The organism is Nocardioides pacificus (assembly GCF_054775955.1).
The window spans coordinates 214283-239441 of record NZ_BAAHCI010000015.1; the positions used below are offsets into that span (position 1 = coordinate 214283).

Sequence of the window (25159 nt, forward strand, 5' to 3'; positions counted from 1 at the left end):
AACAGTAGTAAAACCCGGGAAATGATGCGAGCCGCTGGCTGAATCCGGTCGACCGGTCCAGCCAGCGGCTCGCAGCCTAGGTGGGTCAGGAGGCCTTGGGCGCTCCCGGACGGGCGTAGCGCACCCAGGTGATCGCGATGCACATCACTGCGAACGCGGCGCCGATGTAGAAGAACGTCTCAGGGGCCATGATCGTGAGCCCGACTCCGAAGAAGAACGGCCCGAAGGCGGCGATTGCGGCCGTCCAGCCGATGACGCCACCGGCCTGGCGGCGCTCGAAGATCATCGGCATCTGCTTGAACGTCGAGGCGTTGCCGATGCCGCTGAACAGGAAGATCGCGAGCATCCCGTAGAGGAACTTGTCGAAGTCCGCGTCCAGGGCCGCAGCCGAGCTGGTGTCGGGGGTGAGGTGCATGCTCGTGTAGATGATCGAGGCGAGGATGCCGATGCCGCTGATCAGGGTCCACTTGGCCCCGCCGAACTTGTCGGTGAGCGGGCTGAAGGCGACGCGGGCGCCGGCGCCGATGAGCGGGCCGAGGAAGGCGAACTTCACCGGGTCGGGCAGCGAGTAGCCCTCGATGAGCAGCTGGGTGGTGCCGTCGGAGAGGATCTTGGCGATCTCGGTGTTGCCGCCGCCGTAGAGGTTCTTGATCATCAGGCCGAACTGACCGGACAGGCCGGCGAAGGTGCCGAAGGTCATGATGTAGAGCAGCGTCATCCACCAGGTGTCCTGGTTCTTGAAGATGTCGAACTGCTGACGCACGTTGGCCTTGATCGGGACGCTCTTGAGCATCGTCCAGGCGAGGATCGCGCCGATGATCACGAAGGGGACGTAGACGTAGGTCGCGTTCTGGTACCACACGTCCTGCGACGGCTTGCCCGGGAAGGACTCGGTCTGGGCCTTGCCGAGGAACCCGATCATCGAGAAGCCGATGATCCACGGCGTCACGAACTGGACGAGCGAGACGCCGAAGTTGCCGATGCCGGCCTGGAGGCCGAGGGCGGTGCCCTGCATCCGTCGGGGGAAGAAGTACGACGTGCTCGGCATGAAGCCGGAGAACGCGCCGCCGCCGATGCCGGACATGAAGGACAGGATCAGCAGCGTGGAGTACGGCGTGTCGGGGTTCTGCACCGCGATCGCCCAGCCGATGAGCGGGAAGAGCAGCAGCAGCGTGGTCAGCGTGACCAGCTTGCGGGTGCCGAGCATCGGCGGCAGGACCATCCACACCAGCCGCAGCAGACCGGCGGAGAGGCCGGGGAGCGCGACGAGCCAGTAGAGCTGGTCCTTGGTGAGGTCGAAGCCGAGGTTGGTCAGCTTCGGTGCCAGCGCGCTGGCGATGAACCAGGAGGCGAACGCCAGGGTGAGCGTGAACGTCGTGATCGACAGGCTGCGCCAGGCGAGAGCCTTGTCCCAGGTCTCCTCGTTCTCCGGATCCCAGTCCTGCAGCCATTCCTTGCCGGCACGACCGGCGGCTGCGGTGGGTGGGGTGGATGCGGTCATCAGACTCGTGCCTCCATGGCGTTGGGCGTCTCGAAGTGGTCTGCCAACTCAGGGGACTGCTGGTGGAGCATGTGTACCACCGTCCAGTGCATCCAAACGGTGCACACGAGAGTCAGCAGGAAGAGGACGAAGAAGGTCGAGGACGGCAGGCCCGTCCAGGACGTGGTGTAGGCGAACAGCGGCGGCAGGAAGAACCCGCCGAGCGCGCCCAGCATCCCGACCAGGCCGCCGACGGAGCCGACCTCGCCCGGGAAGTACTCGGGGATGTGCTTGTAGACCGCGGCCTTGCCGATGCCCATCGAGCAGCCGAGCAGGAAGACCAGGGCGACGAACGGCCACAGGCCGATCGAGTAGGGCAGGACCTCGGCGATCCCGGAGGCGCTCTTCTTCTCCGAGACCTCCACGACGACGTGCCCGTTGGGCATCATCAGCAGGAAGGTCGTGACCAGCATGATCGCGAAGGTCCAGTACATGACCCGACGCGCGCCGAGCTTGTCGGAGAACCAGCCGCCCAGCGGGCGCAGCAGGCTGGCCGGGAAGATGAACGTCGCGGTGAGCAGCGCCGCCTTGGTCAAGGAGATGTCGAAGTTGTCGACGTAGTACTTCGGCAGCCACGACGACAGCGCGACGTACGCCCCGAAGACGGCGACGTAGTAGAGGCTGAAGCGCCAGACCCGGATCTGCTTGAGCGGCACCAGCTGCTCGCCGATGGGGCGGCCGGCGCCGGGCTTGCGGTCCTGGCGGGGGGTGGCCACCCAGAGCAGGATCGCGATGACCAGGAGCAGCACGGCGTAGATGACCGGGATCAGGCGCCAGCCACCTTCGATGAAGCCGAAGTAGGTGGCACCGACGGTGCCGCTGATGAGCACCGGGCCGATGAACTTCGTGACCGAGGCGCCCACGTTGCCGGCGCCGAAGACGCCGAGCGCGAAGCCCTGGTGGTGGCGGGGGAACCACGCGGAGTTCCAGGCGATGCCGGCGGTGAACGCGTTGCCGGCGAAGCCGACGGCGAAGGCGAGCACCAGCAGCATCCCGTAGCTGCCGGCCTGGGAGACCAGGAAGGAGAAGACCGCGGTGGCCACGAGCAGGCCGGTGAACACGATCCGGCCGCCGAAACGGTCCGCGAGGATGCCGGCGGGCAGGCGCCACAGCGAGCCGTTGAGGATCGCGACGGCGGAGAGCCACGAGAGCTGGACGTCGGTCAGGTCGAACTCGTCACGGATCGGGATCCCGAGGATCCCGAACATCATCCACGCGGCGAACATCAGCGTGAACGCGATCGTGGAGAGGGTCAGCACGCGACCGGCGCCCGTGGGAACGGGCGCCGGGTCGGTGGCTGGTGTGGCCGATGTGCTCGGTGGGGAGGCTGACATTGTGACTCCGGTCTGCTTGCATGGGGGCCGCAAGGTTAAGGCGAACGACGACAAGCATCGGTGGACTCCCCTCCGTGGTTATAGGGACGTACGTCCCGAACTCGCACGGCTAAGGGTCCGCTTCACACTCCGGCAGATCGGGTCCTTGGGCCCCTGAGGCAAGGAACACCACGTGAGCACAGACGTCCAGCCCGAGGGCAAGCAGGGCAAGAAGGCAGGGATGGACGGCGGGTTCGCCGAGGCGCTCGTCAAGAGCCGGCGCTTCTTCACCAAGGCCACGGTCAGCGCGGACCTGCGCAGCCTGCACCGCACGGGTGGACGTGAGGCGGACTCCTTCTACCGCGACCGCTGGAGCCACGACAAGGTCGTCCGCTCCACGCACGGCGTCAACTGCACGGGGTCGTGCTCGTGGAAGGTCTACGTCAAGGACGGGATCATCACCTGGGAGACCCAGCAGACCGACTACCCGAGCGCCGGTGCCGACCGGCCGGAGTACGAGCCGCGCGGCTGCCCTCGTGGCGCGGCGTTCTCCTGGTACACCTACTCGCCCACCCGGGTCCGCTACCCCTACGTGCGTGGCGTGCTGCTGGAGATGTACCGCGAGGCCAGGCGGCAGTACGGCGACCCGGTGGTCGCCTGGTCCTCCATCGTGCAGGACCCGGAGAAGGCGCGCCGCTACAAGCAGGCCCGCGGCAAGGGCGGACTGGTCCGCGCGACCTGGGACGAGGCGGCCGAGATGGTCGCCGCCGCGCACGTCTACACCATCAAGCGCTGGGGCCCGGACCGGATCGCAGGCTTCTCCCCGATCCCGGCGATGTCGCCGGTCTCCTACACCTCGGGCTCCCGGTTCCTCGAGCTCATCGGCGCGCCGATGCTGTCGTTCTACGACTGGTACGCCGACCTGCCGAACGCCTCGCCGCAGATGTTCGGCGACCAGACCGACGTCCCCGAGTCGGGCGACTGGTGGGACGCCGGCTACCTGTTCATGTGGGGCAGCAACGTGCCGGTCACCCGCACCCCCGACGCGCACTGGATGACCGAGGCGCGCTACCGCGGTCAGAAGGTCATCGCCGTCGCCCCCGACTACGCCGAGAGCGTGAAGTTCGCCGACGAGTGGGTCAACCCCGCCCCCGGCACCGACGGCGCTCTGGCGATGGGCCTGGGCCACGTCCTGCTCAAGGAGTACTTCGTCGACTCCCTGCCGAAGTTCTTCGCTGACTACAACAAGCAGTACACCGACCTGCCGCACCTGGTCACGCTCGAGCGGGTCTCGACAGGCTCGACCACCGAGGGGGGCTCGACCACCGAGGGGGGCGCCGACGGCGAGGTCCGCTACCGGCCGGGCAAGTTCCTCGTCGCCGGCGACATCGGCCACGCCGAGGGCGGCGAGGAGAACCAGATGTGGAAGCCGGCCGTGATCGACGCGGGCACCGGCGAGGTGCGCATCCCCAAGGGCTCGATAGGCCACCGCTACGGCGACGAGGGCGTCGGCCAGTGGCACCTCGACCTCGAGGACATCGACCCCGCGCTCACGATGTACCCCACCGCCGACGGCGGTGTCAGTGGCGGGGTCGCCGAGAGCGTCGCCGTCGAGCTGCCCCGCTTCGACGGGGCCGACGGCAAGGTCGCGCACGAGGTCCGCGGCGTGCCCGTGGCCCGGGTGGGCGACCGGCTCGTGACCACGGTGCTCGACCTGCTGCTCGCGCAGTACGGCGTGCGCCGCGAGGGCCTGCCCGGCGTCTGGCCGGAGTCGTACGACGACCCGTCGGTGCCGGCCACCCCCGCCTGGCAGGAGACGCACACCGGCGTGCCGGCGGCCCAGGTCACCCGGCTCGCGCGGGAGTGGGCGCAGAACGCGATCGACACCGAGGGCCGCGGGATGATCCTGCTCGGCGCCGGCGTGAACCACTGGTTCCACTCCGACCAGATCTACCGCGCGATCCTGCTGCTCACCACGATCACCGGCACCCAGGGCCGCAACGGCGGCGGCTGGGCGCACTACGTGGGGCAGGAGAAGATCCGCCCGATCATGGGCTTCCAGCACATGGCCTTCGCGCTCGACTGGCACCGGCCGCCGCGGCACATGAACCAGACGGCGTACTGGTACGTCAACACCTCGCAGTACCGCTACGACACGTTCAGCGCCGACGACCTCGACGCCGGCACGGGCATCTTCGCCGGGAAGACCGTGATGGACCTGCTCGCGCAGTCGGTCCGCCTGGGCTGGAGCCCGAGCTACCCGACGTTCGACCGCAGCTCGCTGACGCTCGCCGACGACGCCGTCGCCTCCGGGATGGAGACGCCGGCCTACGTCGCGCAGGAGCTGAAGGAGGGCCGGCTCAAGTTCGCCGTCGAGGACCCGGAGGCCGAGGAGAACCACCCGCGGGTGCTGTCGCTGTGGCGCTCGAACCTGTTCGGGAGCTCGGCCAAGGGCAACGAGTACTTCCTGCGTCACCTGCTCGGCACCGACAGCGCCGCGACGGCGAAGGAGGCCTCGCCGGAGCACCGGCCGGAGTCGGTGCGCTGGGCCGACGAGGCCCCCGAGGGCAAACTCGACATGCTGATGACCATCGACTTCCGGATGACCAGCAGCACGCTCTTCAGCGACGTCATCCTCCCCGCCGCGACCTGGTACGAGAAGCACGACCTGTCGACGACCGACATGCACCCGTTCGTGCACTCGTTCAACCCCGCGATCGCTCCGCCGTGGCAGACCCGGTCCGACTGGGATGCGTGGAAGACCATCGCCAAGCGGTTCTCCGAGATGGCCGTCGACCACCTCGGCACCCGCAAGGACGTCGTCGCCAAGCCGCTGTGGCACGACACCCCGGAGGCGATGGCCTCCGAGCACGGCGTCGTCAAGGACTGGCGCACCGGCGAGGTCGAGCCGATCCCCGGCAAGACGATGCCGGTGATCGCAGTGGCCGAGCGCGACTACACCGCGATCTACGAGAAGATGACCTCGATCGGGCCGCTGCTGGAGAAGGTCGGCATGCTCACCAAGGGCGTGGCCTACGACGTCAAGCGCGAGGTCGAGATCCTGCGCAAGCGCAACGGGGTGGCCCGCGGCGGCGCCGGCGACGGCCAGCCGAAGGTCGAGACCGACGTGCAGATGGCCGACGCCATGCTGCACCTGGCCGGTGTCTCCAACGGCCACCTGGCCACCCAGGGGTTCAAGTTCCTGGAGAGGCGCACCGGCCAGAAGCTCGCCGACCTCGCCGCCGAGCACGAGGGCAAGCAGATCACCTTCGCCGACACCCAGGCCCAGCCGGTGCCGGTGATCACCTCGCCGGAGTGGTCGGGCTCGGAGTCGGGCGGGCGGCGCTACTCGCCGTTCACGATCAACATCGAGCGGCGCAAGCCGTTCCACACCCTCACCGGTCGCCAGCAGTTCTACGTCGACCACGACTGGTTCCTCGGCATGGGCGAGATGCTCCCGGTCTACCGGCCGCCGCTGAACATGACGCACCTGTTCGGTGAGCCCGAGGTGGGCACGGTCGACGAGCTCGGCGTGGCGGTGCGCTACCTGACCCCGCACAACAAGTGGTCGATCCACTCCGAGTACCAGGACAACCTGTTCATGCTCTCGCTGTCCCGCGGGGGGCAGTCGGTGTGGATGTCGGACCGCGACGCCTCCAAGATCGGCGTGGCCGACAACGACTGGATCGAGATGGTCAACCGCAACGGCGTCGTCGCGGCCCGGGCCATCGTCAGCCACCGGATGCCCGAGGGCACCGTGTTCATGCACCACGCCCAGGACCGGCTCATCGACGTCCCGCTCACCGAGCGGGACCGCAAGCGCGGCGGCATCCACAACAGCCTGACGAGGATCCTGATGAAGCCGAACCACATCGTGGGGGGCTACGCCCAGCTGGCGTACTTCTTCAACTACATCGGGCCGATCGGCAACAACCGCGACGAGGTCACGACCATCCGCAAGCGGACGACGAAGGTGGAGTACTGACATGCGCGTGATGGCCCAGATGGCCATGGTGATGAACCTCGACAAGTGCATCGGGTGTCACACCTGTTCGGTCACGTGCAAGCAGGCGTGGACCAACCGCGCCGGCACGGAGTACGTCTGGTTCAACAACGTCGAGACCCGTCCGGGCCTCGGCTACCCCCGGACCTACGAGGACCAGGAGGAGTGGAAGGGCGGCTGGACCCTCAACAAGCGCGGCCGCCTCACGCTCAAGGCGGGGGGACGCTTCAAGAAGCTCGCCACGATCTTCTCGAACCCCAAGCTGCCGTCGATCCATGACTACTACGAGCCCTGGACCTACGACTACGAGACGCTGACGAACTCTCCGGCGACCGACAACTTCCCCGTCGCCCGGCCCAAGTCGCTGCTCACCGGCAAGACGATGAACGTCGAGTGGTCGGCCAACTGGGACGACGACCTCGGTGGCTCCCGCGAGCACGCGGCGCGCGACGTGATGATCAGGGGCATCGAGGACAAGGTGAAGATGGAGTTCGAGGAGACCTTCATGTTCTACCTGCCGCGGATCTGCGAGCACTGCCTCAACCCGTCGTGCGCGGCGTCCTGCCCGAGCGGGGCGATCTACAAGCGCTCCGAGGACGGCATCGTCCTCGTCGACCAGGACCGCTGCCGCGGCTGGCGGATGTGCGTGTCCGGCTGCCCCTACAAGAAGATCTACTTCAACCACCGCACCGGCAAGGCCGAGAAGTGCACGTTCTGCTACCCGCGGATCGAGGTCGGCATCCCCACGGTCTGCTCGGAGACCTGCGTCGGCCGGCTGCGCTACATCGGGTTGGTGCTCTACGACGCCGACAAGGTGCTCGAGCAGGCCTCGATCGAGGACGAGCACGCGCTGTACATGGCGCAGCGCGAGTGCTTCCTCGACCCTGAGGACCCGGAGGTGCAGCGCGCCGCCGAGGCCGCCGGCATCCCCGGGGACTGGGTGGACGCGGCGAAGCGCTCGCCCGTGTGGGCGCTGATCAACAGGTACGAGGTCGCGCTGCCGCTGCACCCGGAGTACCGCACCATGCCGATGGTCTGGTACATCCCGCCGCTGTCGCCGGTGGTCGACGTCATCAAGGACACCGGCCACGACGCCGAGGACCACGGCAACCTGTTCGCCGCGATCGACACGCTGCGGATCCCGGTCGAGTACCTCGCCAACCTCTTCACCGCCGGTGACCCCGAGCCGGTCGACAAGGTGCTGCGCAAGCTCGCCGCGATGCGTGCCTACATGCGCGACATCAACCTGGGCCGCGACCCCGACGAGTCCATCCCCGCCGCGGTGGGGATGGACGGCGAGACCATGTACGACATGTTCCGCCTGCTGGCGATCGCGAAGTACGAGGACCGCTATGTCATCCCGTCCGCGCACGCCGAGCAGGCGCACGCGCTCGAGGAGCTGGCCACCGAGTGCTCGCTGGACTTCGACGGCGGCCCGGGGATGTACGACTCCGGTCCGTTCGGCGAGGGCTCCGGGCGGCCGGTGCCGGTCGCGGTGGAGAACTTCCAGATGCTGCGCGACCGGCAGACCTCCGACACGCTCGCCTCGCCCGACGACAAGGAGACCCGGGTGAACCTGCTCAACTGGGACGGCAAGGGAGTGCCCAGCGGGCTCTTCCCGCCCCGCCCGGACGCGAGCCCGGAGTCGGCGGACGCCGGGCTGACCGGTGGCACCGGCGGCACCGGGGGCCCGAGCTGATGGCCTCGCTGCTGCGCAGCCGGCGTCGACGGGCGGCCGGGCTCGACGAGGCCACCGTGTGTGCGACCTGGCAGGCCGTCTCGCTGCTGATCGACTACCCCGACGAGTCCCAGCCACTGGACGTCATCGAGGGGGTGGTCGATCAGTTGCCCCCGGTGGTCGCCGAGCCGCTGTCGCGCTTCCTCGCGCACCGTCGCGGCACGCCGTTGGGGGAGCTCCAGGTCGACTACGTCGAGACGTTCGACACCCGGCGCCGCTGCACGCTGTTCCTCACCTACTTCCTGCACGGGGACACCCGCAAGCGGGGGATGGCGCTGCTGCGGTTCAAGCAGACCTACATGGCCGCCGGGCTGGACCTGGGCGACTCCGAGCTTCCCGACCACCTGGCCGTGGTCCTGGAGTTCGCGGCCACCGCCGACCTCGAGGCGGGACGCCGGCTGCTGATCGACCATCGCGCGGGCCTGGAGCTGCTCCGGATCTCGCTCACCGACCTCGGATCGCCGTACGCCGACCTGGTGACGGCGGTCTGCGCCGGTCTCCCGGCCATCGACGGCGACGACATGGAGATGGTGCGCAAGCTGGCCGCCGAGGGGCCCCCGGACGAGGAGGTCGGGCTGACGCCGTACGGCGCCCCCGGCTTCGACGCCGCGCTCACCGACCCGCGCTACCGACCGGCCGGTTCGAGCGGGCCGGGCGGTCCGGTCGACCTGGGTCTGCCCACCATGCCTGCCATGCCCTCCGCCGCAGCCGGCGCGTCCAAGCGAGGAGTCTGAGATGGACCAGTTCCTGTGGGTGGTCATCCCCTACCTGTGCCTGGCGACCTTCGTGGTCGGGCACTTCTGGCGCTACCGCTACGACAAGTTCGGCTGGACCACACGGTCCTCGCAGCTCTACGAGGACCGGATGCTGCGGCTGGGCTCCCCGCTGTTCCACTTCGGGATGCTCGGGGTGGTCGGCGGGCACGTGATCGGCCTGCTGATCCCGCGCTCGTGGACCGAGGCGGTCGGCATGGACGACCACCTCTACCACTACGTCGCGGTCATCGGCGGCCTCATCGCCGGCATCGCGGCCGTGGTCGGGATGGTCATCCTGATCTATCGCCGCCGCACCGTGGGTCCGGTCTTCTCCGCGACCACGGCGATGGACAAGGTGATGTATGCCTTCCTCGCCGTGGTGATCTTCCTCGGGATGTGGAACACCATCGCGGGCTCGATCTTCACCCTGGGCGGGGAGTACAACTACCGCGAGGGCGTCTCGGTCTGGTACCGCTCGTTCCTCGCCTTCAGCCCGGACGCCTCCCTGATGGCCGAGGCGCCGATCGGGTTCCAGCTGCACGCACTGACCGCCTTCGGCCTCTTCGCGCTGTGGCCGTTCACCCGGCTGGTCCACGTGTTCAGTGCCCCGGTGGGCTACCTGACCCGTCCGTACATCGTCTACCGCAGCCGCGACGACCAGCAGCTCGGCAGCCACACCCCGCGCCGCGGCTGGGACAAGGTGGGCCCCCGCTAGCAGCCGAGTCGGCGCATCTTCACAGCCGAGTCGGCGCAGTTTCACATGCGAGTCGGCGCAAGTGCGCAGTGGATACGGGCTGAGTCGGCGCAGGCGCGCCGGCTCAGCCCGTTCGTCGTGTGCCTGAGCGCCGTCTTCTCGGTACGTCGCGTGCGCGGGCGCCGCGTCAGGCGCGCCGGATGCGGATCGGCCCGACGGCATCGGCCGGGTCGACGACGACCCCGCCCTGAGTCACGTGGACCTCGCCGGCCGTGACCAGCCGGGCGGCGGCCGCCCGCGCCGGGGGCATCAGCTCCCGCCACTGCTCGCCACCGACGGCGCGCGCCGCCTCGGACGGACAGATGGTGGCGCCGTCGCGGCGGGCCGCCAGCAGCTCCAGGATCCGCTCCTCGAGGAGGCGGTCGGTGGCGTCCATGACTCCATGATGCCGGGCCCATGCAGTCGAGGCAGAGCCCCCAGTCGGGCCCCAGCCGTCCGGTCGCCCATCACAGGTCTGCGTCGTCGAGGTCGGGGCTGCGACGCTGCGTGCGCCACGCGAGCAGGAAGGACGGAGCGGCGGCGGCGAGCAGGAGCGCGGCGAACACGAGCGGACTCAGCTGCTCGAGCAGCGCGGGGCGGCCGTGCTCGTCCAGGCGGTGCGCGATCGTGGCCAGCACGTAGAGCGCGGCCAGGGAGCCGAGAGCGAGGAGATGGCCGACGTTGCGGGCGCTCTGGCGCTGCTCGAGCTCGTACTCATCCACCTCGTCGGCCCGACGCTCGGCGATGTCGCCGATCAGGAAGCGACACCCGATCCAGGCGGCGAAGAGGATCACCAGGCTTGCGATCCCGGGCCAGCCGTAGGGGTGTCCGGTTGCGGTGAGCGCGATGAACGCGAGCCAGGCGATCGCGCCGAGCAGCGCCGCCTTCGGCGCGAGTGCGCGTCGTTGTGCTCCGGTGATGGTCTGGCTGCTCATGTCGGGTCCTCCCTGGGGTCCGGCTGCCGATAGGCGGCGCTCACCGATGCGAACGGGGCCCGGCTGAACACGGCCTCGATCGGCACGTCGAACACCTCGCAGATGCTCATCGCCAGCTGCAGGCTCGGGTAGTGGTCGCCGCGCTCCAGCGCGCCGATGGTCTGGGGGTTCACTCCCACGCGCTCGGCGAGCTCGGCGCGAGACAGCCTGAGCTCGGCGCGCAGGACCGGCACGCGGTTGTGGATGGGTCTCGCCGCGTCCTTGCGGCTTCGTGGTGCCATGCCAGCGACGCTAGTCCCGGACTGTTGGAGATTCAAGGCGGTTTGCTAGGTAATTCCGATTGAACGTTGGGTTTATCTAACATCAGCGACCCGGGTCTGGGCACCCTGTGTGAGGGTGGAGGCGTGACGACCGGACTCCTCCTCGCGGCCGGTGCCGGGCGCCGGATGGGGACGCCGAAGGCGCTGGTCCACGACGCCGACGGCACCTCCTGGCTCCTGCGCAGCGTCGCGGCGCTGCGGCTGGGTGGCTGCGCCGAGGTGACCGTCGTGCTGGGCGCCGCCAGTGACCAGGCACGTGCCCTGCTCGCTGCTGCGGGCTCTCCCGTCGACGTCGTGGTCGCCCCCGACTGGGCCGAGGGGATGGGCGCCTCGTTGCGTGCGGGGCTCGAGGCGCTCGGAGCCGGTCTGCCGGGCCAGGATGCTGACGCCGTGCTGGTCTCGCTCGTCGACCTGCCGGATGTGGGCGCAGAGGTCGTGAGTCGGGTCCTCGCACCTGGGAGTGGTCCCGCGACGCTGCGGCGCGCGTCGTACGACGCGGTGCCTGGGCACCCGGTCCTCCTCGGTCGCGAGCACTGGGCGGGGGTGGCCAGCAGTGCGACCGGCGATCGGGGCGCGCGCGACTACCTCGCGGGGCGCGCCGTCGAGCTGGTGGAGTGCGGCGACCTGGCCACGGGCAGAGACGTGGACGCTCGCTGAGGTGTGCATGAGCGCCGACTCAGCCGTCGTACGGTGCGCATTAGCGCCGACTCGGGCGTTGTGCGGGGTGCGTTTGCGCCGACTCGGGCGTTGTACGACGTGAGCTAGCGCCGACTCGGCGGGGTGGGTTCGTCATCTGTTGCCAACCTCGATCCAACGTGGGGCTGAGTAGCCTTGCCGGATGCAGCCCACTCCTCTCAGCGCCGCCTCCGTCGTGGACCCGGCGGACATCGAGCGCCGGCTGAGCGCGACCGGCTACGTCACCGACGAGTCGCTGGCGACGGTGGCGTTCCTCGCGCTGCGGATGCAGCGCCCGCTGCTGCTCGAGGGTGAGCCCGGGACCGGCAAGACGGCGCTGGCCGAGGCGTTGGCCGAGGTGCTGGACGTGCCGCTGATCCGGCTGCAGTGCTACGAGGGGATCGATGCCACCCAGGCGCTCTACGACTGGGACTTCCCGCGCCAGATCCTGCACCTGCGCGCACTCGAGGCGACCGGCGCCGCGGGGCTCGACGTCGAGGAGGCCGAGAAGAGCCTCTTCAGCGAGCGGTTCCTGCTGGCCCGGCCCGTGCTCGCGGCGCTGCAGGCCAGCCCGGCCGTGCTGCTGGTCGACGAGGTCGACCGCGCCGACGACGAGTTCGAGGCGTTCCTGCTGGAGGTGCTCTCGACCTACCAGGTGACGATCCCCGAGGTCGGCACCGTCAAGGCGGCCACCCCGCCGATCGTGGTGCTCACCTCCAACCGGACCCGCGAGCTGCACGACGCGCTCAAGCGGCGCTGCCTCTACCACTGGATCGACCACCCCGGCCTCGAGCGCGAGGTCGAGATCCTGCGCACCCGCGCCCCCGAGGTCTCCGAGACGCTGGCGCGCCAGGTGGTCGTCGCCGTCCAGCAGCTGCGCGACCGCGACGACCTGCTCAAGCCTCCGGGCGTCGCCGAGACCCTCGACTGGGCCCGGGCGCTCACGATGCTCGGTGCCGAGGACCTCGACCTCGCGACCGCCTCGGCGACGCTGGGCGCGCTGGTCAAGTATCGCGAGGACGGCGACCGCGTCCGCGCCGCGCTCGACCGGATGCTGGCGGGCTGATGGCTGCCTCCGTCGCCCCCGCGCCCACCGGCGCCGACGCGATCCTGCTCGGGTTCGCCCGGGCCCTGCGCGCCGCCGGGGTGCCGGTCACCCAGGACCGCGCGCACACCTTCCTCGACGCCGTGGCCATCGTCGGTCTCGACGACCGGCCGGCGACCTACCGTGCCGGTCGCGCCACGCTGTGCGGGAGCCCGGAGGACCTCGAGCGCTACGACCAGGTCTTCGAGGCGTGGTTCAACGCCCGCGAGGGGCTGCCCCGGCCGAAGTCATCCGACGAGCAGGCCGCGCCCGTCTTCTCCGACCTCCCCGAGCGCGACCCGGAGGAGGGTGACGGCGAGAGCGACAGCGAGGTCATCCGTGCCGCCGCCAGCGCCGTCGAGATCCTGCGCCACCGCGACGTCGCCACGATGTCGGCTTCGGAGAAGCGGCGCCTCTCCGCGTTGTTCGCGCGCCTGCACCCGCAGCCCCCCACGCGTCGTACGGCCCGGCACCGCACCTGGCGCCGCGGCGACATCGACGCCTCGCGCACCCTGCGCGCCAGCCTGCGCCGGATGGGGGAGCCCGCCGAGGTGATCCGGCGCCGCCGTGGCCTGCGGGCGCGCCGCGTCGTGCTGCTCCTCGACGTGTCGGGCTCGATGGAGGCCTACGCCGACGCGCTGCTGCGCCTGGCGCACCGCTTCGCCTCCGCCAGCAGTACGACGCGTGGACCCGGCGGGCGGGTGAGCAAGGGAGACGTGGAGGTCTTCACGGTCGGGACGAGGCTGACGCGCATCACCGAGGCGCTGCGGCTGCGCGACCCCGAGCGGGCGCTGGTCGCGGCAGGTGAGACCGTGCCGGACTGGTCGGGCGGGACCCGGCTGGGGGAGTCGCTGAAGATCTTCCTCGACCGGTGGGGTGCGCGTGGGCTGGCCCGAGGCGCGATGGTCGTCGTCTGCAGCGACGGCTGGGAGCGGGGCGACACCGCGATGCTGGCCGAGCAGATGGCGCGCCTGCACCGGCTCGCGCACCGGGTGGTGTGGGTCAACCCGCACCGCGGCAAGGCCGGCTACGAGCCGGTGCAGCAGGGCGTGGTGGCGGTGCTGCCGCACGTCGACGACTTCCTCGCGGGCCACTCGCTCGCGACGTACACGGAGCTGGTGGAGGTGGTGTCCCGTGCGTGAGGTCCTTCCGGAGCTGATGCGTTGGTGGGAGGCCGGCGAGACGATCGGCATGGGCACGGTGGTCGCGACCTTCCGGTCGGCGCCGCGCCCGCCCGGCGCGTCGATGCTGGTCGGCCCGGACGGGACGGCCGTCGGGTCGGTCTCGGGCGGCTGCGTCGAGGGCGCCGTCTATGAGGCCGCGCAGGAGGTCGCCGAGAGCGGCACTCCGCTGCTGGAGCGCTACGGCGTCTCCGACGACGACGCCTTCGCGGTCGGGCTGACCTGCGGCGGCATCCTCGACGTCTACGTCGAGAAGGTCAGCCGCGAGACGTTCCCCGAGCTCGGCGAGATCGCCGCCGACCTCGAGGCCGGCCGCCCCGTCGCCGTCGCCACGATCGTCGACCACCCGGACCCCTCGTGGGTGGGCCGGCGGATGCTGATCCGCCCGGAGGACTCGACCACCGAGGTCGTCGAGCGCAGCGGCTCCCTGGGTAGCCCCCGTGCCGACGCCGCCGTGCACGACGACGCGCTCGGCCTGCTCGCGTCGGGCCGCAGCGAGGTGCTCGGCTACGGCCCCGACGGCGAGCGCCGCGGTGAGGGGATGCGTGTCTTCGTGTGGGCCTTCGCGCCGAAGCCGCGGATGCTGGTGTTCGGGGCGATCGACTTCGCCGCCGCCGTGGCCCGGGTCGGCAGCTTCCTCGGCTACCACGTCACCGTGTGCGACGCGCGCCCCGTGTTCGCCACCAACACCCGCTTCCCGCACGCCGACGAGGTGGTCGTGGACTGGCCGCACCGCTACCTCGAGGGGGAGGTGGCCGGCAACCGCATCGACGGTCGCACGGTGATCTGCGTGCTCACCCACGACCCCAAGTTCGACGTACCTCTGCTCGAGGTGGCGCTGCACCTGCCCGACGTCGCGTACGTCGGGGCGATGGGCTCGCGACGCACCCACGACGACCGGCTGGCCCGGCTGCGCGAGAAGGGGCTCGGCGAGGTCGAGCTGGCCCGCCTGTCCTCGCCGATCGGTCTCGACCTCGGCGCGCGGACGCCGGAGGAGACGGCCGTCAGCATCGCTGCGGAGATCATCGCCCGGCGCTGGGGCGGGTCGGGTGAGCCGTTGGCCGCCACGCAGGGACGCATCCACGGCGACTGAGGCGCCGGGAGGAGTAGTACCGAAGTAGGATCGCGGTATGAAGCTCAGTGTCAGCCTGCCGGACGAAGATGTCGCCGTCCTGGACGAGTACGTCCGCACCGCGGGCCTGCCGTCCAGGTCCGCCGCGTTGCGCCACGCAGTGCGGATGCTGCGCCTGCCCGACCTGGAGCAGGACTACGAGGCCGCGTGGCAGGAGTGGGAGTCGTCGGGCGACGAGGCCGCGTGGGGTGCGGCCGCGGCGGACGGGGTCGGCGATGCTGCGCGGTGAGATCCGGCTCGTCGACCTGGATCCGGTGCGCGGCAGCGAGGCGAACAAGCAGCGACCGGCGGTGATCGTCAGCAACGACCGGGCGAACGCCGTCGCGGAGCGGCTTGGTCGTGGGGTAGTCACCGTTGTGCCGATCACCAGCAACGTCGAGCGGGTCCTTCCGTTCCAGGTCCTGCTTCCCGCAGTGGCGACCGGTCTGCGTCAGGACTCCAAGGCGCAGGCCGAGCAGGTCCGCTCGCTCGCGGTCGAACGACTGGGCGCCGCGCTCGGCCGTGTCCCAGCGGGTGTCATGGTGCAGCTCGACGACGCGCTGCGGCTCCACCTGCAGCTGTAGCGGTGCGCACCCGCAGCGCCCGGTGCGCCACGACCGCCGTGGCGACGGTGACGGCCAAGGCGATGGCGGCGGTCGCGGTGACGCCGGAGTCGAAGGCGTGCGCCGCGGAGCGCAGCAGCGCGTCGCCGGCGGCCGCCGGCAGGTCGCCGGCCACCTCGGTCGCACCACCCAGCGTCGCGCGGGCCTCCTCGGCCTGCGCAGCGCTGAGGCCCGCGGGCACGTCCACGCCCCGGCTGTAGGCGACGTTGAGGATGCTGCCGAGGACGGCGGTGCCGAGCACCGCCCCGATCTCGTACGCCGTCTCCGAGATCGCCGAGGCGGCCCCCGACTTGGTCGCCGGGACCGCGGAGAGGGCGAGGTCGTTGGCGACGGTCTCGGCCAGGCCGACGCCGATCCCGAGCAGGCAGAAGGCGACCATCAGCACCACGGCCGAGCCGGTGTGTCCGGCCGCGGCCACCACGGCGTACGCCGCGGAGCTCGACGCAAGGCCGGCCACGGCGATCGAGCGGGGGGAGAAGCGGCGCGCCAGCGGGACCACCGCGAGCCCGGCGACGACGGTCAAGGCGAGCCCGGGCAGCAGCCACACGCCCGCCTCGACCGGACCCATGCCCGCGACCAGCTGGAGGTGCTGGGCGAGGAAGTAGAGGAAGCCCACGAACGCGAACAGGCTGAACATGTTGACCAGCAGCGCGCCGGAGAAGACCGGGTTGGCGAACAGGCGCACGTCGAGCATCGGGGTCGCGCGCGCCAGCTGGCGGCGCACGAAGATCGCGCCCGCGGCGATGCCGGCCATGACCAGCAGCGTCGGGCCGAGCCACGAGCCCGAGGTGGCAGCGTGCTTGATCGCGTAGACGACCGGCAGCATCGCCGCGACGATCAGCACGATGCTGACCGGGTCGACAGGTCCGGGGCGCGGGTCGCGGGACTCCGGCACCAGCAGGGGGGCGGCGATGAGCAGCGGGACCAGCATGACCACGGCGAGCAGGAAGATCGATCCCCACCAGAAGTGCTGGAGCAGCCAGCCACCCAGGATCGGGCCCAGCGCTGCGCCGCCGGAGAACCCGGTCGCCCAGATCGCGACCGCCAGGCGTCGCTCGCCGGGGTCGGTGAAGACGTTGCGCAGCAGCGCCAGCGTCGCCGGCATCAGCATCGCGCCGAAGACGCCGAGCAGGGCGCGAGCGGCCACGAGGGCGCCGGCGGTGGGCGCGAACGCCGCTGCGGCGGACGTCGCCGCGAAGCCGACCGCGCCCAGCAGCAGCAGCCGTCGGCGGCCGATCCGGTCGCCGAGGCTGCCCATCGGGATCAGCAGCGCCGCCAGCACCAACGGGTAGATGTCGATGATCCACAGCACCTGCGTGCTCGACGGGCCCAGCGCCCGGGTGATCGCCGGCACCGCGAAGCTCAGCACGGTGTTGTCCACCGAGACCAGCAGCACCGGGAGCATCAGCACGGCCAGCACCGCCCAGCGACGACCCGCGCCCGGCTGGGTGGTGCGGGGCTGGCTGGTGCGGGGCCGAGCGGTGCGGGGCCGAGCGGTGCGGGGTCGGCCGGCGAGGCGCGGGCGGACAGGGCGAGCGGAGCGAGGGGAGGCGTCGCGCAGCGCGACGTCGAGCGTGGTCATGGTGGGACGGTCCTGCGACTCTCAAGCGGGGGAACAACCCGATAACTGTACCGTCTGGACGGTTGATTAAAGAATGCCGACGGGGTGACGCTGACCACCGATAGGGTCCTGCCATGTCCCGCCCGCCGCACGCTCGCGTCAAGGTCCTCGACGCCTATGCCACGCTCCTGTGCGAGGAGGGGGACCGGGGTGCGACGCTCGAGGCGACCGCCGCTCGTGCCGGGGTCTCGAAGGGCGGGCTGCTCTACCACTTCCCCTCCAAGGAGGCGCTCGCCGACGCGGTGCTCGTGCGGCTGCGCGAGGTGGTCGACGAGGATCTCGAGGCGATGGCGACCGCCGAGGAGGGGCCGGCACGCCACTACGTGCGCACCTCGGGCCTCACCGGGACCGATCTCGACACCTACTTCGGTGCGGTCCTGCGCCTGGCCCAGGCCGGGCACGCCTCTGCGGTCGAGGCGCTCGGCGAGGTGCACCGCGACTGGCTGGAGCTGATCCGCAGCGAGGTCGGCGACACCCATGCCGCCGAGGCGATCATGCTGATCGGCGAGGGGCTCTACTACCACACCACGCTGCCGGGGGCCTGGTCGCGCGGGACGTTCCTCGCCTCGCTGGACCAGCTGCTGCTGCAGGTCGACCGGATCCGGGACAGCGCGCTACCGTGACCGGGGTCACACGCCCCGGGAGGTCCCACGGTGGACACACGCAGCGAGCTCCACGCCCGTCGACGCGCAGTCGTGCGCGCCTGGTCCGACTTCGTCGCAGGCGCTGAGGGGCCCGGTGGTCCGCAGGCCCTGCCGCAGGTGCGTCCGGAGATCCTGAGCAGCTGGCGCCGCTCGGGGGGCACCGTCCCCGCCGAGGTCCGCGAGGCCCCGATGGCCGACGAGACCGAGCTCGCCGAGCGCTGGCGCGACTCCCCGCTGCAGCGCGCCGTCGCCCGCGTCGAGGACGAGCTGCGGCGTACGGCGGAGGACGGCGACCTGGTCCTCGCGGTGACCGACGCGCGCACCCGCATCCTGTGGACGTACGGCGGGCGGGTGATGCGCCGCAAGGCGGAGAGCGTGAACTTCGTCGCCGGCGGACGCTGGGACGAGGCGAGCGTCGGCACCAACGCCCTCGACCTGGCGCAGCGCCACAACGCGCCGGCGATGGTGTTCAGCGCCGAGCACTACGCCCCGATCGTGCACAACTGGGTGTGCTGGGCCGCGCCGCTGCACGACCCGGTCACCGGCTCGCCGATCGGCGTCGTCGACCTCTCGACCACCTGGGACCGGACCCACCCCATCGGGCTGGCCACCGCCCGGGTGCTGGCCCGGCTGATCGAGACCGCGATGCCCCAGCCGGTGTTCCAGCCGCCTCGACGGGACGCTCTCGAGGTGGTCCGCGGGAGCGCCGAGGAGGCAGGGCTCGTGCTGCACCTGCTCGGCCGGGCCGAGGCGACCCTCGACGGCCGGCGGCTGCTGCTCAACCGCCGCCAGACCGAGGTCCTGGCGCTGCTCGCACTGCACCCGGAGGGGCTCTCGCTCGAGCAGCTGCACGCCCTGGTCTACGGCGACTCGACCGTCACCCTGTCCACGCTCAAGGCGGAGGTATCCCACCTGCGCCAGGCCCTCGGTGGCCAGCTCGCCTCGCGGCCCTACCGGCTGATGTTGCCCGTCGAGACCGACGTCGACGAGGTGCTGCACTGCGTGCGCCACGGCCGGGTCGCCGACGCCGTCGAGGCCTACCGGGGCGACCTGCTGCCGGGCACCGCCTCGCCTGCCCTCAACGAGCTCGCCGACTACGTCGCGGTGGCTGTGCGCGAGGCGCTGCTGGCCGACCCCGAGCCGGGGGCCGTGCTCCGCTACGCCGAGCGCGCGCCGTACGACGTGGAGGTCGTGGAGGTCGCCCTCGCCACGCTCGGGCAGCGCGCCCACCCGGCGAAGCCGCTGCTGAAGGGCCGGCTGGCCGCGGCTCGTCGCTGAGCGCCGGAGCCGGGGACGGGGCTCGGGGCGGGGCGCTCCAACCTTCGGCCAACCTTGCGCGGCTAGCCTGCGGCTGTGTGACTGCGGTCACACGTCGCCGACCTCTCGTCCACCTCATCAGCCGGACCGCTTCCAGGGAGCCGCTCATGGCCAGGATCAACCTCACCGTCGACGGATCGAACGTCTCCGACGACGTCGAGCCCCGCATGCTGCTCGTGCACTACCTGCGCGAGAAGCTCGGCAAGACCGGCACCGTCATCGGGTGCGACACCAGCAACTGCGGGGCGTGCACCGTGCACCTCGACGGGCGCAGCGTGAAGTCGTGCAACGTGCTCGCCGTCCAGGCCGACGGCGCGGAGGTGCTCACGATCGAGGGCCTCGCCACCGACGGGCAGCTGCACCCCGTGCAGGAGGCCTTCCGCGAGTGCCACGGCCTGCAGTGCGGCTACTGCACGCCAGGGATGATCATGCAGAGCGTCGACCTGCTCAACGAGAACCCCGACCCCAGCGAGCAGGAGATCCGCGAGGGCATCGAGGGCAACCTCTGCCGCTGCACCGGCTACCACAACATCGTCAAGGCCGTGCAGCACGCGGCGGCCCAGGGCACGAGCGCGGGAGGGCAGGCCTGATGACCGTCACCGACGAGCCCCAGGTCGCGCCCCAGAAGGAGATCGGCCGCGACCGGCGCCGCAAGGAGGACCAGCGGCTGATCACCGGACGCACCCGCTGGACCGACAACATGCAGCTCACCGGGATGCTGCACCTCGCGATGGTGCGCAGCCCCTACGCCCACGCCCGGATCACCAACATCGAGACCGCCGACGCCAAGGCCGCGCCCAACGTGGTCACGGTGATCACCGGCCGCGACGTCGCCGACGAGCAGGGCTCGCTGCCCAACGCCTGGCCGATCACGCCCGACCAGGTCACCCCCGACCACCCGCCGGTCGCGGTCGACCGGGTGACCTTCGCCGGCGAGATCGTCGCGGTGATCGTGGCGCGTACGGCGGCCGAGGCGCGCGACGCCGCGGAGCTGGTGGACGTCGACTACGAGGAGCTGCCCGCGGCGCTCGAGCTCAAGGCGGCCGCGGCGGCGACCCCCGAGAACGGCGGTGCGCTGGCCCACCCCGACCTCGGCACCAACAAGTCCGCGCTGTGGGTCTTCGACTCCGCCGAGGCCGGCACCGGCAGCTCCGCCGACGAGGCGATCGCCAAGGCGCGCACCGACGGCATCGTGCTCGAGCGGGAGTACCGCCAGCAGCGGCTGATCCCCGCCTTCATGGAGCCGCGCTCGGTGGTCGTCGACCCGACCGGCGAGCAGACCACGATGTGGTCGGCCACCCAGATCCCGCACATCCTGCGCTTCCTGCTCGCCGCGGTCACCGGGGTGTCGGAGGCCAAGATCCGGGTGATCGCCCCCGACGTCGGCGGCGGGTTCGGCGGCAAGCTGCAGACCACGCCGGAGGAGTTCATCACCTTCATCCTGGCCCGGCGCCTGGGCAAGCCGCTGAAGTACACCGAGACGCGCTCGGAGTCGCTGATGGCCGGCCACCACGGCCGCGACCAGTGGCAGAAGATCACCCTCGCCGCCGAGAAGGACGGCAGCGTCACCGGCCTCAAGGTGGAGCTGCTCGCCGACCTCGGCTCGCACGTCTCGCTCGTCGGCGGCGGCGTACCGGTCCTGGGCGCGTTCATGTTCAACGCGATCTACAAGTTCCCCGCCTACCACTTCGCGGTGCAGACGGTGCTGACCAACAAGACCTGGACCGACGCCTACCGCGGCGCGGGCCGGCCCGAGGCGACGTTCGCGATCGAGCGGATCATGACCGAGCTCGCCGACGAGCTCGGCGTCGACCCCCTGGAGATCCGGGAGAAGAACTGGATCCGCCACGAGGACTTCCCGTTCACCACGGTCGCCGGGCTGGAGTACGACTCCGGCAACTATGAGAAGGCCACCGCGCTCGCCAAGGAGCACTTCGGGTACGACGAGCTGCGCGCCGAGCAGGCCCGTCGCCGCGAGTCCAAGGACCCGATCCAGCTCGGCATCGGCGTCTCGACGTTCACCGAGATGTGCGGCCTCGCGCCGTCGCGGGTGCTCGGCTCGCTCGACTACGGCGCGGGCGGCTGGGAGCACGCCTCGGTGCGGATGCTGCCGACGGGCAAGGTCGAGGTGACCACCGGGGCCTCCGCCCACGGGCAGGGCCACGAGACGGCGTTCAGCCAGATCGTCGCCGACCGGCTCGGCGTGGCGTTCGAGGACGTCGAGGTGCTGCACGGCGACACGATGGTCTCGCACAAGGGGCTCGACACCTACGGCTCGCGCTCGCTGGTCGTGGGCGGCGAGGCGCTGGTCCGGGCGGCCGACAAGGTGATCGAGAAGGCCAAGCCGATCGCGGCCCACCTGCTCGAGGCCGCGGTCGACGACATCGAGTTCAAGGACGGGCGGCTCTCGGTGCGCGGCACCGACAAGGGGCTGGCGATGGCCGAGGTGGCGCTCGCGACGTTCGCCGCGCACAACCTGCCCGACGGCGTCGAGCCGTCGCTGGACTGCGACGCGACCTTCGACCCGGAGAACTTCAACTACCCCCACGGCACGCACCTGTGCGCGATGGAGGTCGACACCGAGACCGGCGCCGTGAAGATGCGCAAGTACACCTGCGTCGACGACATCGGCAACGTGATCAACCCGCTGATCGTCGAGGGCCAGGTGCACGGGGGACTGGTCCAGGGCATCGCCCAGGCGCTGTGGGAGGAGGCCGTGCACGACGAGTCCGGGACGCTGGTCTCCGCGTCGTTCGTGGACTACCTCGTGCCGACCGCGGCCGACACGATCAGCTTCGACGTCGACCACACCACCACGCCGGCGCTGACCAACACGCTCGGCACCAAGGGGGTCGGCGAGGCCGGCACCATCGCCTCCACGCCGGCCGTCGTCAACGCGGTCGTCGACGCCCTCAAGCCGTACGGCGTGCGCGACATCCGGATGCCCTGCACCCCGGAGCGGGTCTGGCGGGCGATCCAGGAGGGCTCGGCCGGGGCGCAGGACCCGACCACCGAGGCGGCAGCGCCTCACTTCGACACGGGAACCGGCATGTCCGGGACCGCCGACCGCACGGACGGAGCAGGCCAGTGATCCCCGCCCAGTTCGACTACGCCGCCCCCGCCACCGTCGAGGAGGCCCTCGGCCTGCTCGCCGAGCACGGCGACGACGCCAAGATCATCGCCGGGGGGCAGAGCCTGCTCCCGGTGCTCCGGATGCGCCTCAACGCCCCGGAGATGGTGATCGACCTGCGCCGCATCGAGTCGCTGCGCGGGGTCCGCGACGACGGCGACGCGATCGTCATCGGTGCGATGACCACGCACGACCAGGTCGGCAAGGACCCGCTCGTCGCCCAGCACGCCGCGCTGGTGAGCAAGGCGATCGTGCACCTGGCCGATGCCCAGATCCGGCACCGGGGAACGTTCGGCGGGGCGCTCGCCCACGCCGACCCGGCCGGCGACCTCGGTGCGCCCGCGCTGGCGCTGGGCGCGCAGTTCGTGATCGCGGGAGGGAGCGGCACCCGGACCGTGGGCGCCGACGACTTCTTCGAGGACTTCATGACCACGGCCATCGCCGACGACGAGATCCTCACCGAGATCCGGCTGCCCAAGCACACCGGCTGGGGGGCGCACTACGAGAAGTTCGTGCGCGTCGCCCACCAGTGGCCGATCGTGGCGATCGCCGCGACCGTCCGCGCCGAGGGGGGCACGATCGCCGAGGCGCGGGTGGGCCTGACCAACATGGGCTCTACGCCGCTGCGCGCCCGCGCGGTGGAGGAGGCGCTGGTCGGGCAGCCCGCGACCGACGACGCCGTACGACGCGCCGCGGCCGCCGTGACCGAGGGCACCAACCCGCCCTCCGACCTCAACGGCGACGCCGACTACCGCCGCCACCTGGCCACGGTGCTCACCCGACGCGCCGTACTCGCCGCCGCGGGGGTGTGAGCCGATGGAGCTGACGCACGAGTTCACCGTCCCGGCGTCCGTCGAGGAGACGTGGGCCGCGCTCAACGACATCGAGTCGGTGGCGACCTGCTTCCCCGGCGCGGTGGTGACCTCGGTGGAGGGCGACAGCTTCCACGGCTCGGTGAAGGTCAAGCTCGGGCCGATCGCCCTCGTCTACAACGGCACCGGCACCTTCGTCGACAAGGACGAGGCCGCCCACGTCATGAAGATCGCCGCGAAGGGCAAGGACAAGCGCGGCAACGGCACGGCGGGGGCGGACGTCGTCGCGACGATGGCGGGCGAGGGGACAGGCACCAAGGTCACCGTGGTCACCGACCTCGCGATCACCGGCAAGCCGGCGCAGTTCGGCCGCGGGGTGATCCAGGAGGTCAGCGAGAAGCTGCTGCACCAGTTCGTGGACTGCCTCCAGGACAAGGTGGGCGGGCCTGCCGGGCAGGAGAGTGGCGCGGGAGCGGAGACTCCCGTGGCTGCAGCGGCGGCGGAGGCCGTGGGGGCGGGAGCCGGGGCACCGCCCGCTGGGGTGGCCCCTCCGGCGCCCGCGGCGCCCTCGGCGCCCTCGGCGCCGGCCGCACCTCCGTCGGCCAGGCCGGCCGACCCCGGTCGCGCGTCCGACAAGGTGGGCGCCGGACCGCAGGGCGAGGCCCTCGACCTGGGCGCGACGGTGCTGCCGATCCTGGCCAGGACCTACGCCAAGCAGGGCGTCGCCGTGCTCGCGGCGATCGGGCTGGTGATCTGGTTGAGCCGGCGGGAGCGGCGGCGCTCCAGCTGCTGCTCGTGCTGACGCCGGCGTCGGGGGTGGTCCTCACCCCCGACGCCGCTGTCGGCACCAGGCGGGTCAGAAGACGTGGCGCGGCCGGAACTGCACCGACAACCGCGGTCCGGCATGCGCGACCTTGGGCACCGCGTGCTCCCAGGTGCGCTGGCACGAGCCACCCATGACCAGCAGGTCGCCGTGGCCCATCGTGAAGCCGGTGGAGCCGCCGCCCCCGCCGCGCGGACGCAGCGTGAGCCGCCGCGGGTCGCCCACGGAGATGATCGCGACCATCGTGTCCTGGGTGCGCCCCCGCCCGAACGTGTCGCCGTGCCAGGCCACCGAGTCGCGCCCGTCGCGGTAGTAGCAGCAGCCCGCGGTCAGGAACGGCTCGCCCAGCTCCGGGCGGTAGTAGTCCGACAGCGCGTCGCGCGCCTCGTCCAGCACCGGGTGCGGCAGCGGTGCCCCGATCCCGTAGGTGTGGATCAGCCGCGGCACGTCGACCACCCGGTCGTACATCTCCCGGCGCTCGGCGCGCCACGGCACCTCGTGGACGAGCGCCTCGAAGAGCTCGTCGGCCCCGGCGACCCAGTCGCGTCGTACGTCGACCCACGCGCCGCGGCTCAGCGCCGTACGCTCGACGGCGCCCGCCAGCGGCAGCACGCTCGGGGTCTGCGGATCAGCAGCGAAGAGTGTCCCTTGGAAGTCCACCCGACCAGCGTAGCGCGGATCGAACGCATGTTCGAGGAGGCTGCGGGTGTCGGTTTCCCCGGTCGACCGGGGATCGCTGAACTTGTCGGGCGAAGTTTCGGCCGACAACATCTGGTTTCCCCGGTCGACCGGGGAAACCGC

The 25159-nt window shown here is 71.2% G+C and carries 23 protein-coding genes; 16 read left to right on the top strand and 7 right to left on the bottom strand.

The annotated features are described in order from the left end of the window. Positions 1-85: 85 nt before the first annotated feature. Entirely contained in the window at positions 86-1501 is a 1416-nt protein-coding gene (locus ACYU7L_RS19595) for an MFS transporter (protein WP_460800251.1), read from the bottom strand. After that, positions 1501-2799 carry an MFS transporter gene (locus ACYU7L_RS19600; protein ID WP_460800252.1) on the bottom strand — a complete coding sequence of 433 codons (1299 nt, stop codon included), beginning with the start codon at positions 2797-2799 and terminating at the stop codon, positions 1501-1503. Before ACYU7L_RS19600 ends, ACYU7L_RS19595 begins: the two co-directional genes overlap by 1 nt. Before the next feature lie 295 nt (positions 2800-3094). On the opposite strand from ACYU7L_RS19600, the gene ACYU7L_RS19605 reads away from it, so the two are divergent. From ACYU7L_RS19605 to narI, 4 genes are read left to right on the top strand one after another with little or no spacing between them, the layout of a single operon-like run. Then, a complete protein-coding gene (locus tag ACYU7L_RS19605) occupies positions 3095-6838 on the top strand; it encodes a nitrate reductase subunit alpha (RefSeq protein ID WP_460801716.1) in 3744 nt (1247 codons plus the stop codon). A 1-nt stretch (position 6839) separates the two neighbouring features. Next, entirely contained in the window at positions 6840-8555 is a 1716-nt protein-coding gene (gene narH / locus ACYU7L_RS19610; protein ID WP_460800253.1) for a nitrate reductase subunit beta, read from the top strand. Further along, positions 8555-9328 carry a nitrate reductase molybdenum cofactor assembly chaperone gene (narJ, locus tag ACYU7L_RS19615; RefSeq protein WP_460800254.1) on the top strand — a complete coding sequence of 258 codons (774 nt, stop codon included), beginning with the start codon at positions 8555-8557 and terminating at the stop codon, positions 9326-9328. Before narH ends, narJ begins: the two co-directional genes overlap by 1 nt. 1 nt (position 9329) lies before the next feature. Then, on the top strand, positions 9330-10064 hold the full coding sequence (narI, locus tag ACYU7L_RS19620; RefSeq protein ID WP_460800255.1) for a respiratory nitrate reductase subunit gamma: 735 nt from the start codon (positions 9330-9332) through the stop codon (positions 10062-10064). A gap of 166 nt (positions 10065-10230) precedes the next feature. Here the strand turns inward: narI and ACYU7L_RS19625 are convergent, their stop codons facing one another. The 3 genes from ACYU7L_RS19625 to ACYU7L_RS19635 form a co-directional block, all read right to left on the bottom strand. Continuing rightward, complete coding sequence (locus tag ACYU7L_RS19625) at positions 10231-10479, bottom strand: DUF3253 domain-containing protein (protein WP_460800256.1); 249 nt, start codon at positions 10477-10479, stop codon at positions 10231-10233. 70 nt (positions 10480-10549) lie between these two features. Then, a complete protein-coding gene (locus ACYU7L_RS19630) occupies positions 10550-11017 on the bottom strand; it encodes a hypothetical protein (protein ID WP_460800257.1) in 468 nt (155 codons plus the stop codon). Continuing rightward, positions 11014-11298 carry a helix-turn-helix transcriptional regulator gene (locus ACYU7L_RS19635; protein WP_460800258.1) on the bottom strand — a complete coding sequence of 95 codons (285 nt, stop codon included), beginning with the start codon at positions 11296-11298 and terminating at the stop codon, positions 11014-11016. Before ACYU7L_RS19635 ends, ACYU7L_RS19630 begins: the two co-directional genes overlap by 4 nt. A 123-nt stretch (positions 11299-11421) precedes the next feature. On the opposite strand from ACYU7L_RS19635, the gene ACYU7L_RS19640 reads away from it, so the two are divergent. From ACYU7L_RS19640 to ACYU7L_RS19665, 6 genes are all read left to right on the top strand, one after another. Further along, positions 11422-11994 (top strand): nucleotidyltransferase family protein, encoded by a 573-nt coding sequence (locus ACYU7L_RS19640; protein ID WP_460800259.1) that lies wholly within the window; start codon positions 11422-11424, stop codon positions 11992-11994. 181 nt (positions 11995-12175) lie between these two features. Further along, positions 12176-13078, top strand: a complete 903-nt coding sequence (locus ACYU7L_RS19645; protein WP_460800260.1) for an AAA family ATPase — start codon at positions 12176-12178, stop codon at positions 13076-13078. Then, a complete protein-coding gene (locus ACYU7L_RS19650) occupies positions 13078-14238 on the top strand; it encodes a vWA domain-containing protein (RefSeq protein WP_460800261.1) in 1161 nt (386 codons plus the stop codon). Before ACYU7L_RS19645 ends, ACYU7L_RS19650 begins: the two co-directional genes overlap by 1 nt. Further along, a complete protein-coding gene (locus tag ACYU7L_RS19655; protein WP_460800262.1) occupies positions 14231-15370 on the top strand; it encodes an XdhC family protein in 1140 nt (379 codons plus the stop codon). The genes ACYU7L_RS19650 and ACYU7L_RS19655 overlap by 8 nt, the downstream gene beginning before the upstream one ends. A gap of 37 nt (positions 15371-15407) precedes the next feature. Continuing rightward, complete coding sequence (locus tag ACYU7L_RS19660; RefSeq protein WP_460800263.1) at positions 15408-15638, top strand: ribbon-helix-helix domain-containing protein; 231 nt, start codon at positions 15408-15410, stop codon at positions 15636-15638. Continuing rightward, entirely contained in the window at positions 15625-15972 is a 348-nt protein-coding gene (locus ACYU7L_RS19665; RefSeq protein ID WP_460800264.1) for a type II toxin-antitoxin system PemK/MazF family toxin, read from the top strand. The genes ACYU7L_RS19660 and ACYU7L_RS19665 overlap by 14 nt, the downstream gene beginning before the upstream one ends. Here ACYU7L_RS19665 and ACYU7L_RS19670 read toward each other — a convergent pair. Further along, complete coding sequence (locus ACYU7L_RS19670) at positions 15926-17593, bottom strand: MFS transporter (RefSeq protein ID WP_460800265.1); 1668 nt, start codon at positions 17591-17593, stop codon at positions 15926-15928. The genes ACYU7L_RS19665 and ACYU7L_RS19670 overlap by 47 nt on opposite strands. A gap of 113 nt (positions 17594-17706) precedes the next feature. Between ACYU7L_RS19670 and ACYU7L_RS19675 the strand changes: the two genes are divergently transcribed. The 6 genes from ACYU7L_RS19675 (at position 17707) to ACYU7L_RS19700 (ending at position 24337) form a co-directional block, all read left to right on the top strand. Beyond that, on the top strand, positions 17707-18255 hold the full coding sequence (locus ACYU7L_RS19675; protein ID WP_460800266.1) for a TetR family transcriptional regulator: 549 nt from the start codon (positions 17707-17709) through the stop codon (positions 18253-18255). A gap of 30 nt (positions 18256-18285) precedes the next feature. Beyond that, positions 18286-19554 carry a transcriptional regulator gene (locus tag ACYU7L_RS19680; RefSeq protein ID WP_460800267.1) on the top strand — a complete coding sequence of 423 codons (1269 nt, stop codon included), beginning with the start codon at positions 18286-18288 and terminating at the stop codon, positions 19552-19554. Between the two features lie 146 nt (positions 19555-19700). Next, positions 19701-20183 (top strand): (2Fe-2S)-binding protein, encoded by a 483-nt coding sequence (locus ACYU7L_RS19685; RefSeq protein WP_460800268.1) that lies wholly within the window; start codon positions 19701-19703, stop codon positions 20181-20183. Continuing rightward, positions 20183-22684, top strand: coding sequence for a xanthine dehydrogenase family protein molybdopterin-binding subunit (locus ACYU7L_RS19690; protein WP_460800269.1), 2502 nt, complete (start codon positions 20183-20185; stop codon positions 22682-22684). Before ACYU7L_RS19685 ends, ACYU7L_RS19690 begins: the two co-directional genes overlap by 1 nt. After that, positions 22681-23535 (top strand): FAD binding domain-containing protein, encoded by an 855-nt coding sequence (locus ACYU7L_RS19695; RefSeq protein ID WP_460800270.1) that lies wholly within the window; start codon positions 22681-22683, stop codon positions 23533-23535. The genes ACYU7L_RS19690 and ACYU7L_RS19695 overlap by 4 nt, the downstream gene beginning before the upstream one ends. A gap of 4 nt (positions 23536-23539) precedes the next feature. Beyond that, a complete protein-coding gene (locus ACYU7L_RS19700) occupies positions 23540-24337 on the top strand; it encodes an SRPBCC family protein (protein WP_460800271.1) in 798 nt (265 codons plus the stop codon). 54 nt (positions 24338-24391) lie between these two features. Here ACYU7L_RS19700 and ACYU7L_RS19705 read toward each other — a convergent pair whose 3' ends face one another. Next, positions 24392-25018 carry an alpha-ketoglutarate-dependent dioxygenase AlkB gene (locus tag ACYU7L_RS19705; protein ID WP_460800272.1) on the bottom strand — a complete coding sequence of 209 codons (627 nt, stop codon included), beginning with the start codon at positions 25016-25018 and terminating at the stop codon, positions 24392-24394. Between the last annotated feature and the right edge of the window lie 141 nt (positions 25019-25159).

What these genes read in the sequence shown, in the direction of transcription:
- ACYU7L_RS19595 (WP_460800251.1), bottom strand. Translation starts at nt 1,501, where the DNA reads ATGACCGCATCCACCCCACCCACCGCAGCCGCCGGTCGTGCCGGCAAG.
- narH (WP_460800253.1), top strand. Translation starts at nt 6,840, where the DNA reads ATGCGCGTGATGGCCCAGATGGCCATGGTGATGAACCTCGACAAGTGC.
- ACYU7L_RS19635 (WP_460800258.1), bottom strand. Translation starts at nt 11,298, where the DNA reads ATGGCACCACGAAGCCGCAAGGACGCGGCGAGACCCATCCACAACCGC.
- ACYU7L_RS19685 (WP_460800268.1), top strand. Translation starts at nt 19,701, where the DNA reads ATGGCCAGGATCAACCTCACCGTCGACGGATCGAACGTCTCCGACGAC.
- ACYU7L_RS19665 (WP_460800264.1), top strand. Translation starts at nt 15,625, where the DNA reads ATGCTGCGCGGTGAGATCCGGCTCGTCGACCTGGATCCGGTGCGCGGC.
- ACYU7L_RS19675 (WP_460800266.1), top strand. Translation starts at nt 17,707, where the DNA reads ATGTCCCGCCCGCCGCACGCTCGCGTCAAGGTCCTCGACGCCTATGCC.
- ACYU7L_RS19645 (WP_460800260.1), top strand. Translation starts at nt 12,176, where the DNA reads ATGCAGCCCACTCCTCTCAGCGCCGCCTCCGTCGTGGACCCGGCGGAC.
- ACYU7L_RS19630 (WP_460800257.1), bottom strand. Translation starts at nt 11,017, where the DNA reads ATGAGCAGCCAGACCATCACCGGAGCACAACGACGCGCACTCGCGCCG.
- ACYU7L_RS19605 (WP_460801716.1), top strand. Translation starts at nt 3,095, where the DNA reads ATGGACGGCGGGTTCGCCGAGGCGCTCGTCAAGAGCCGGCGCTTCTTC.
- ACYU7L_RS19690 (WP_460800269.1), top strand. Translation starts at nt 20,183, where the DNA reads ATGACCGTCACCGACGAGCCCCAGGTCGCGCCCCAGAAGGAGATCGGC.
- ACYU7L_RS19660 (WP_460800263.1), top strand. Translation starts at nt 15,408, where the DNA reads ATGAAGCTCAGTGTCAGCCTGCCGGACGAAGATGTCGCCGTCCTGGAC.
- ACYU7L_RS19700 (WP_460800271.1), top strand. Translation starts at nt 23,540, where the DNA reads ATGGAGCTGACGCACGAGTTCACCGTCCCGGCGTCCGTCGAGGAGACG.
- ACYU7L_RS19650 (WP_460800261.1), top strand. Translation starts at nt 13,078, where the DNA reads ATGGCTGCCTCCGTCGCCCCCGCGCCCACCGGCGCCGACGCGATCCTG.
- narJ (WP_460800254.1), top strand. Translation starts at nt 8,555, where the DNA reads ATGGCCTCGCTGCTGCGCAGCCGGCGTCGACGGGCGGCCGGGCTCGAC.
- ACYU7L_RS19625 (WP_460800256.1), bottom strand. Translation starts at nt 10,479, where the DNA reads ATGGACGCCACCGACCGCCTCCTCGAGGAGCGGATCCTGGAGCTGCTG.
- narI (WP_460800255.1), top strand. Translation starts at nt 9,330, where the DNA reads ATGGACCAGTTCCTGTGGGTGGTCATCCCCTACCTGTGCCTGGCGACC.
- ACYU7L_RS19670 (WP_460800265.1), bottom strand. Translation starts at nt 17,593, where the DNA reads ATGACCACGCTCGACGTCGCGCTGCGCGACGCCTCCCCTCGCTCCGCT.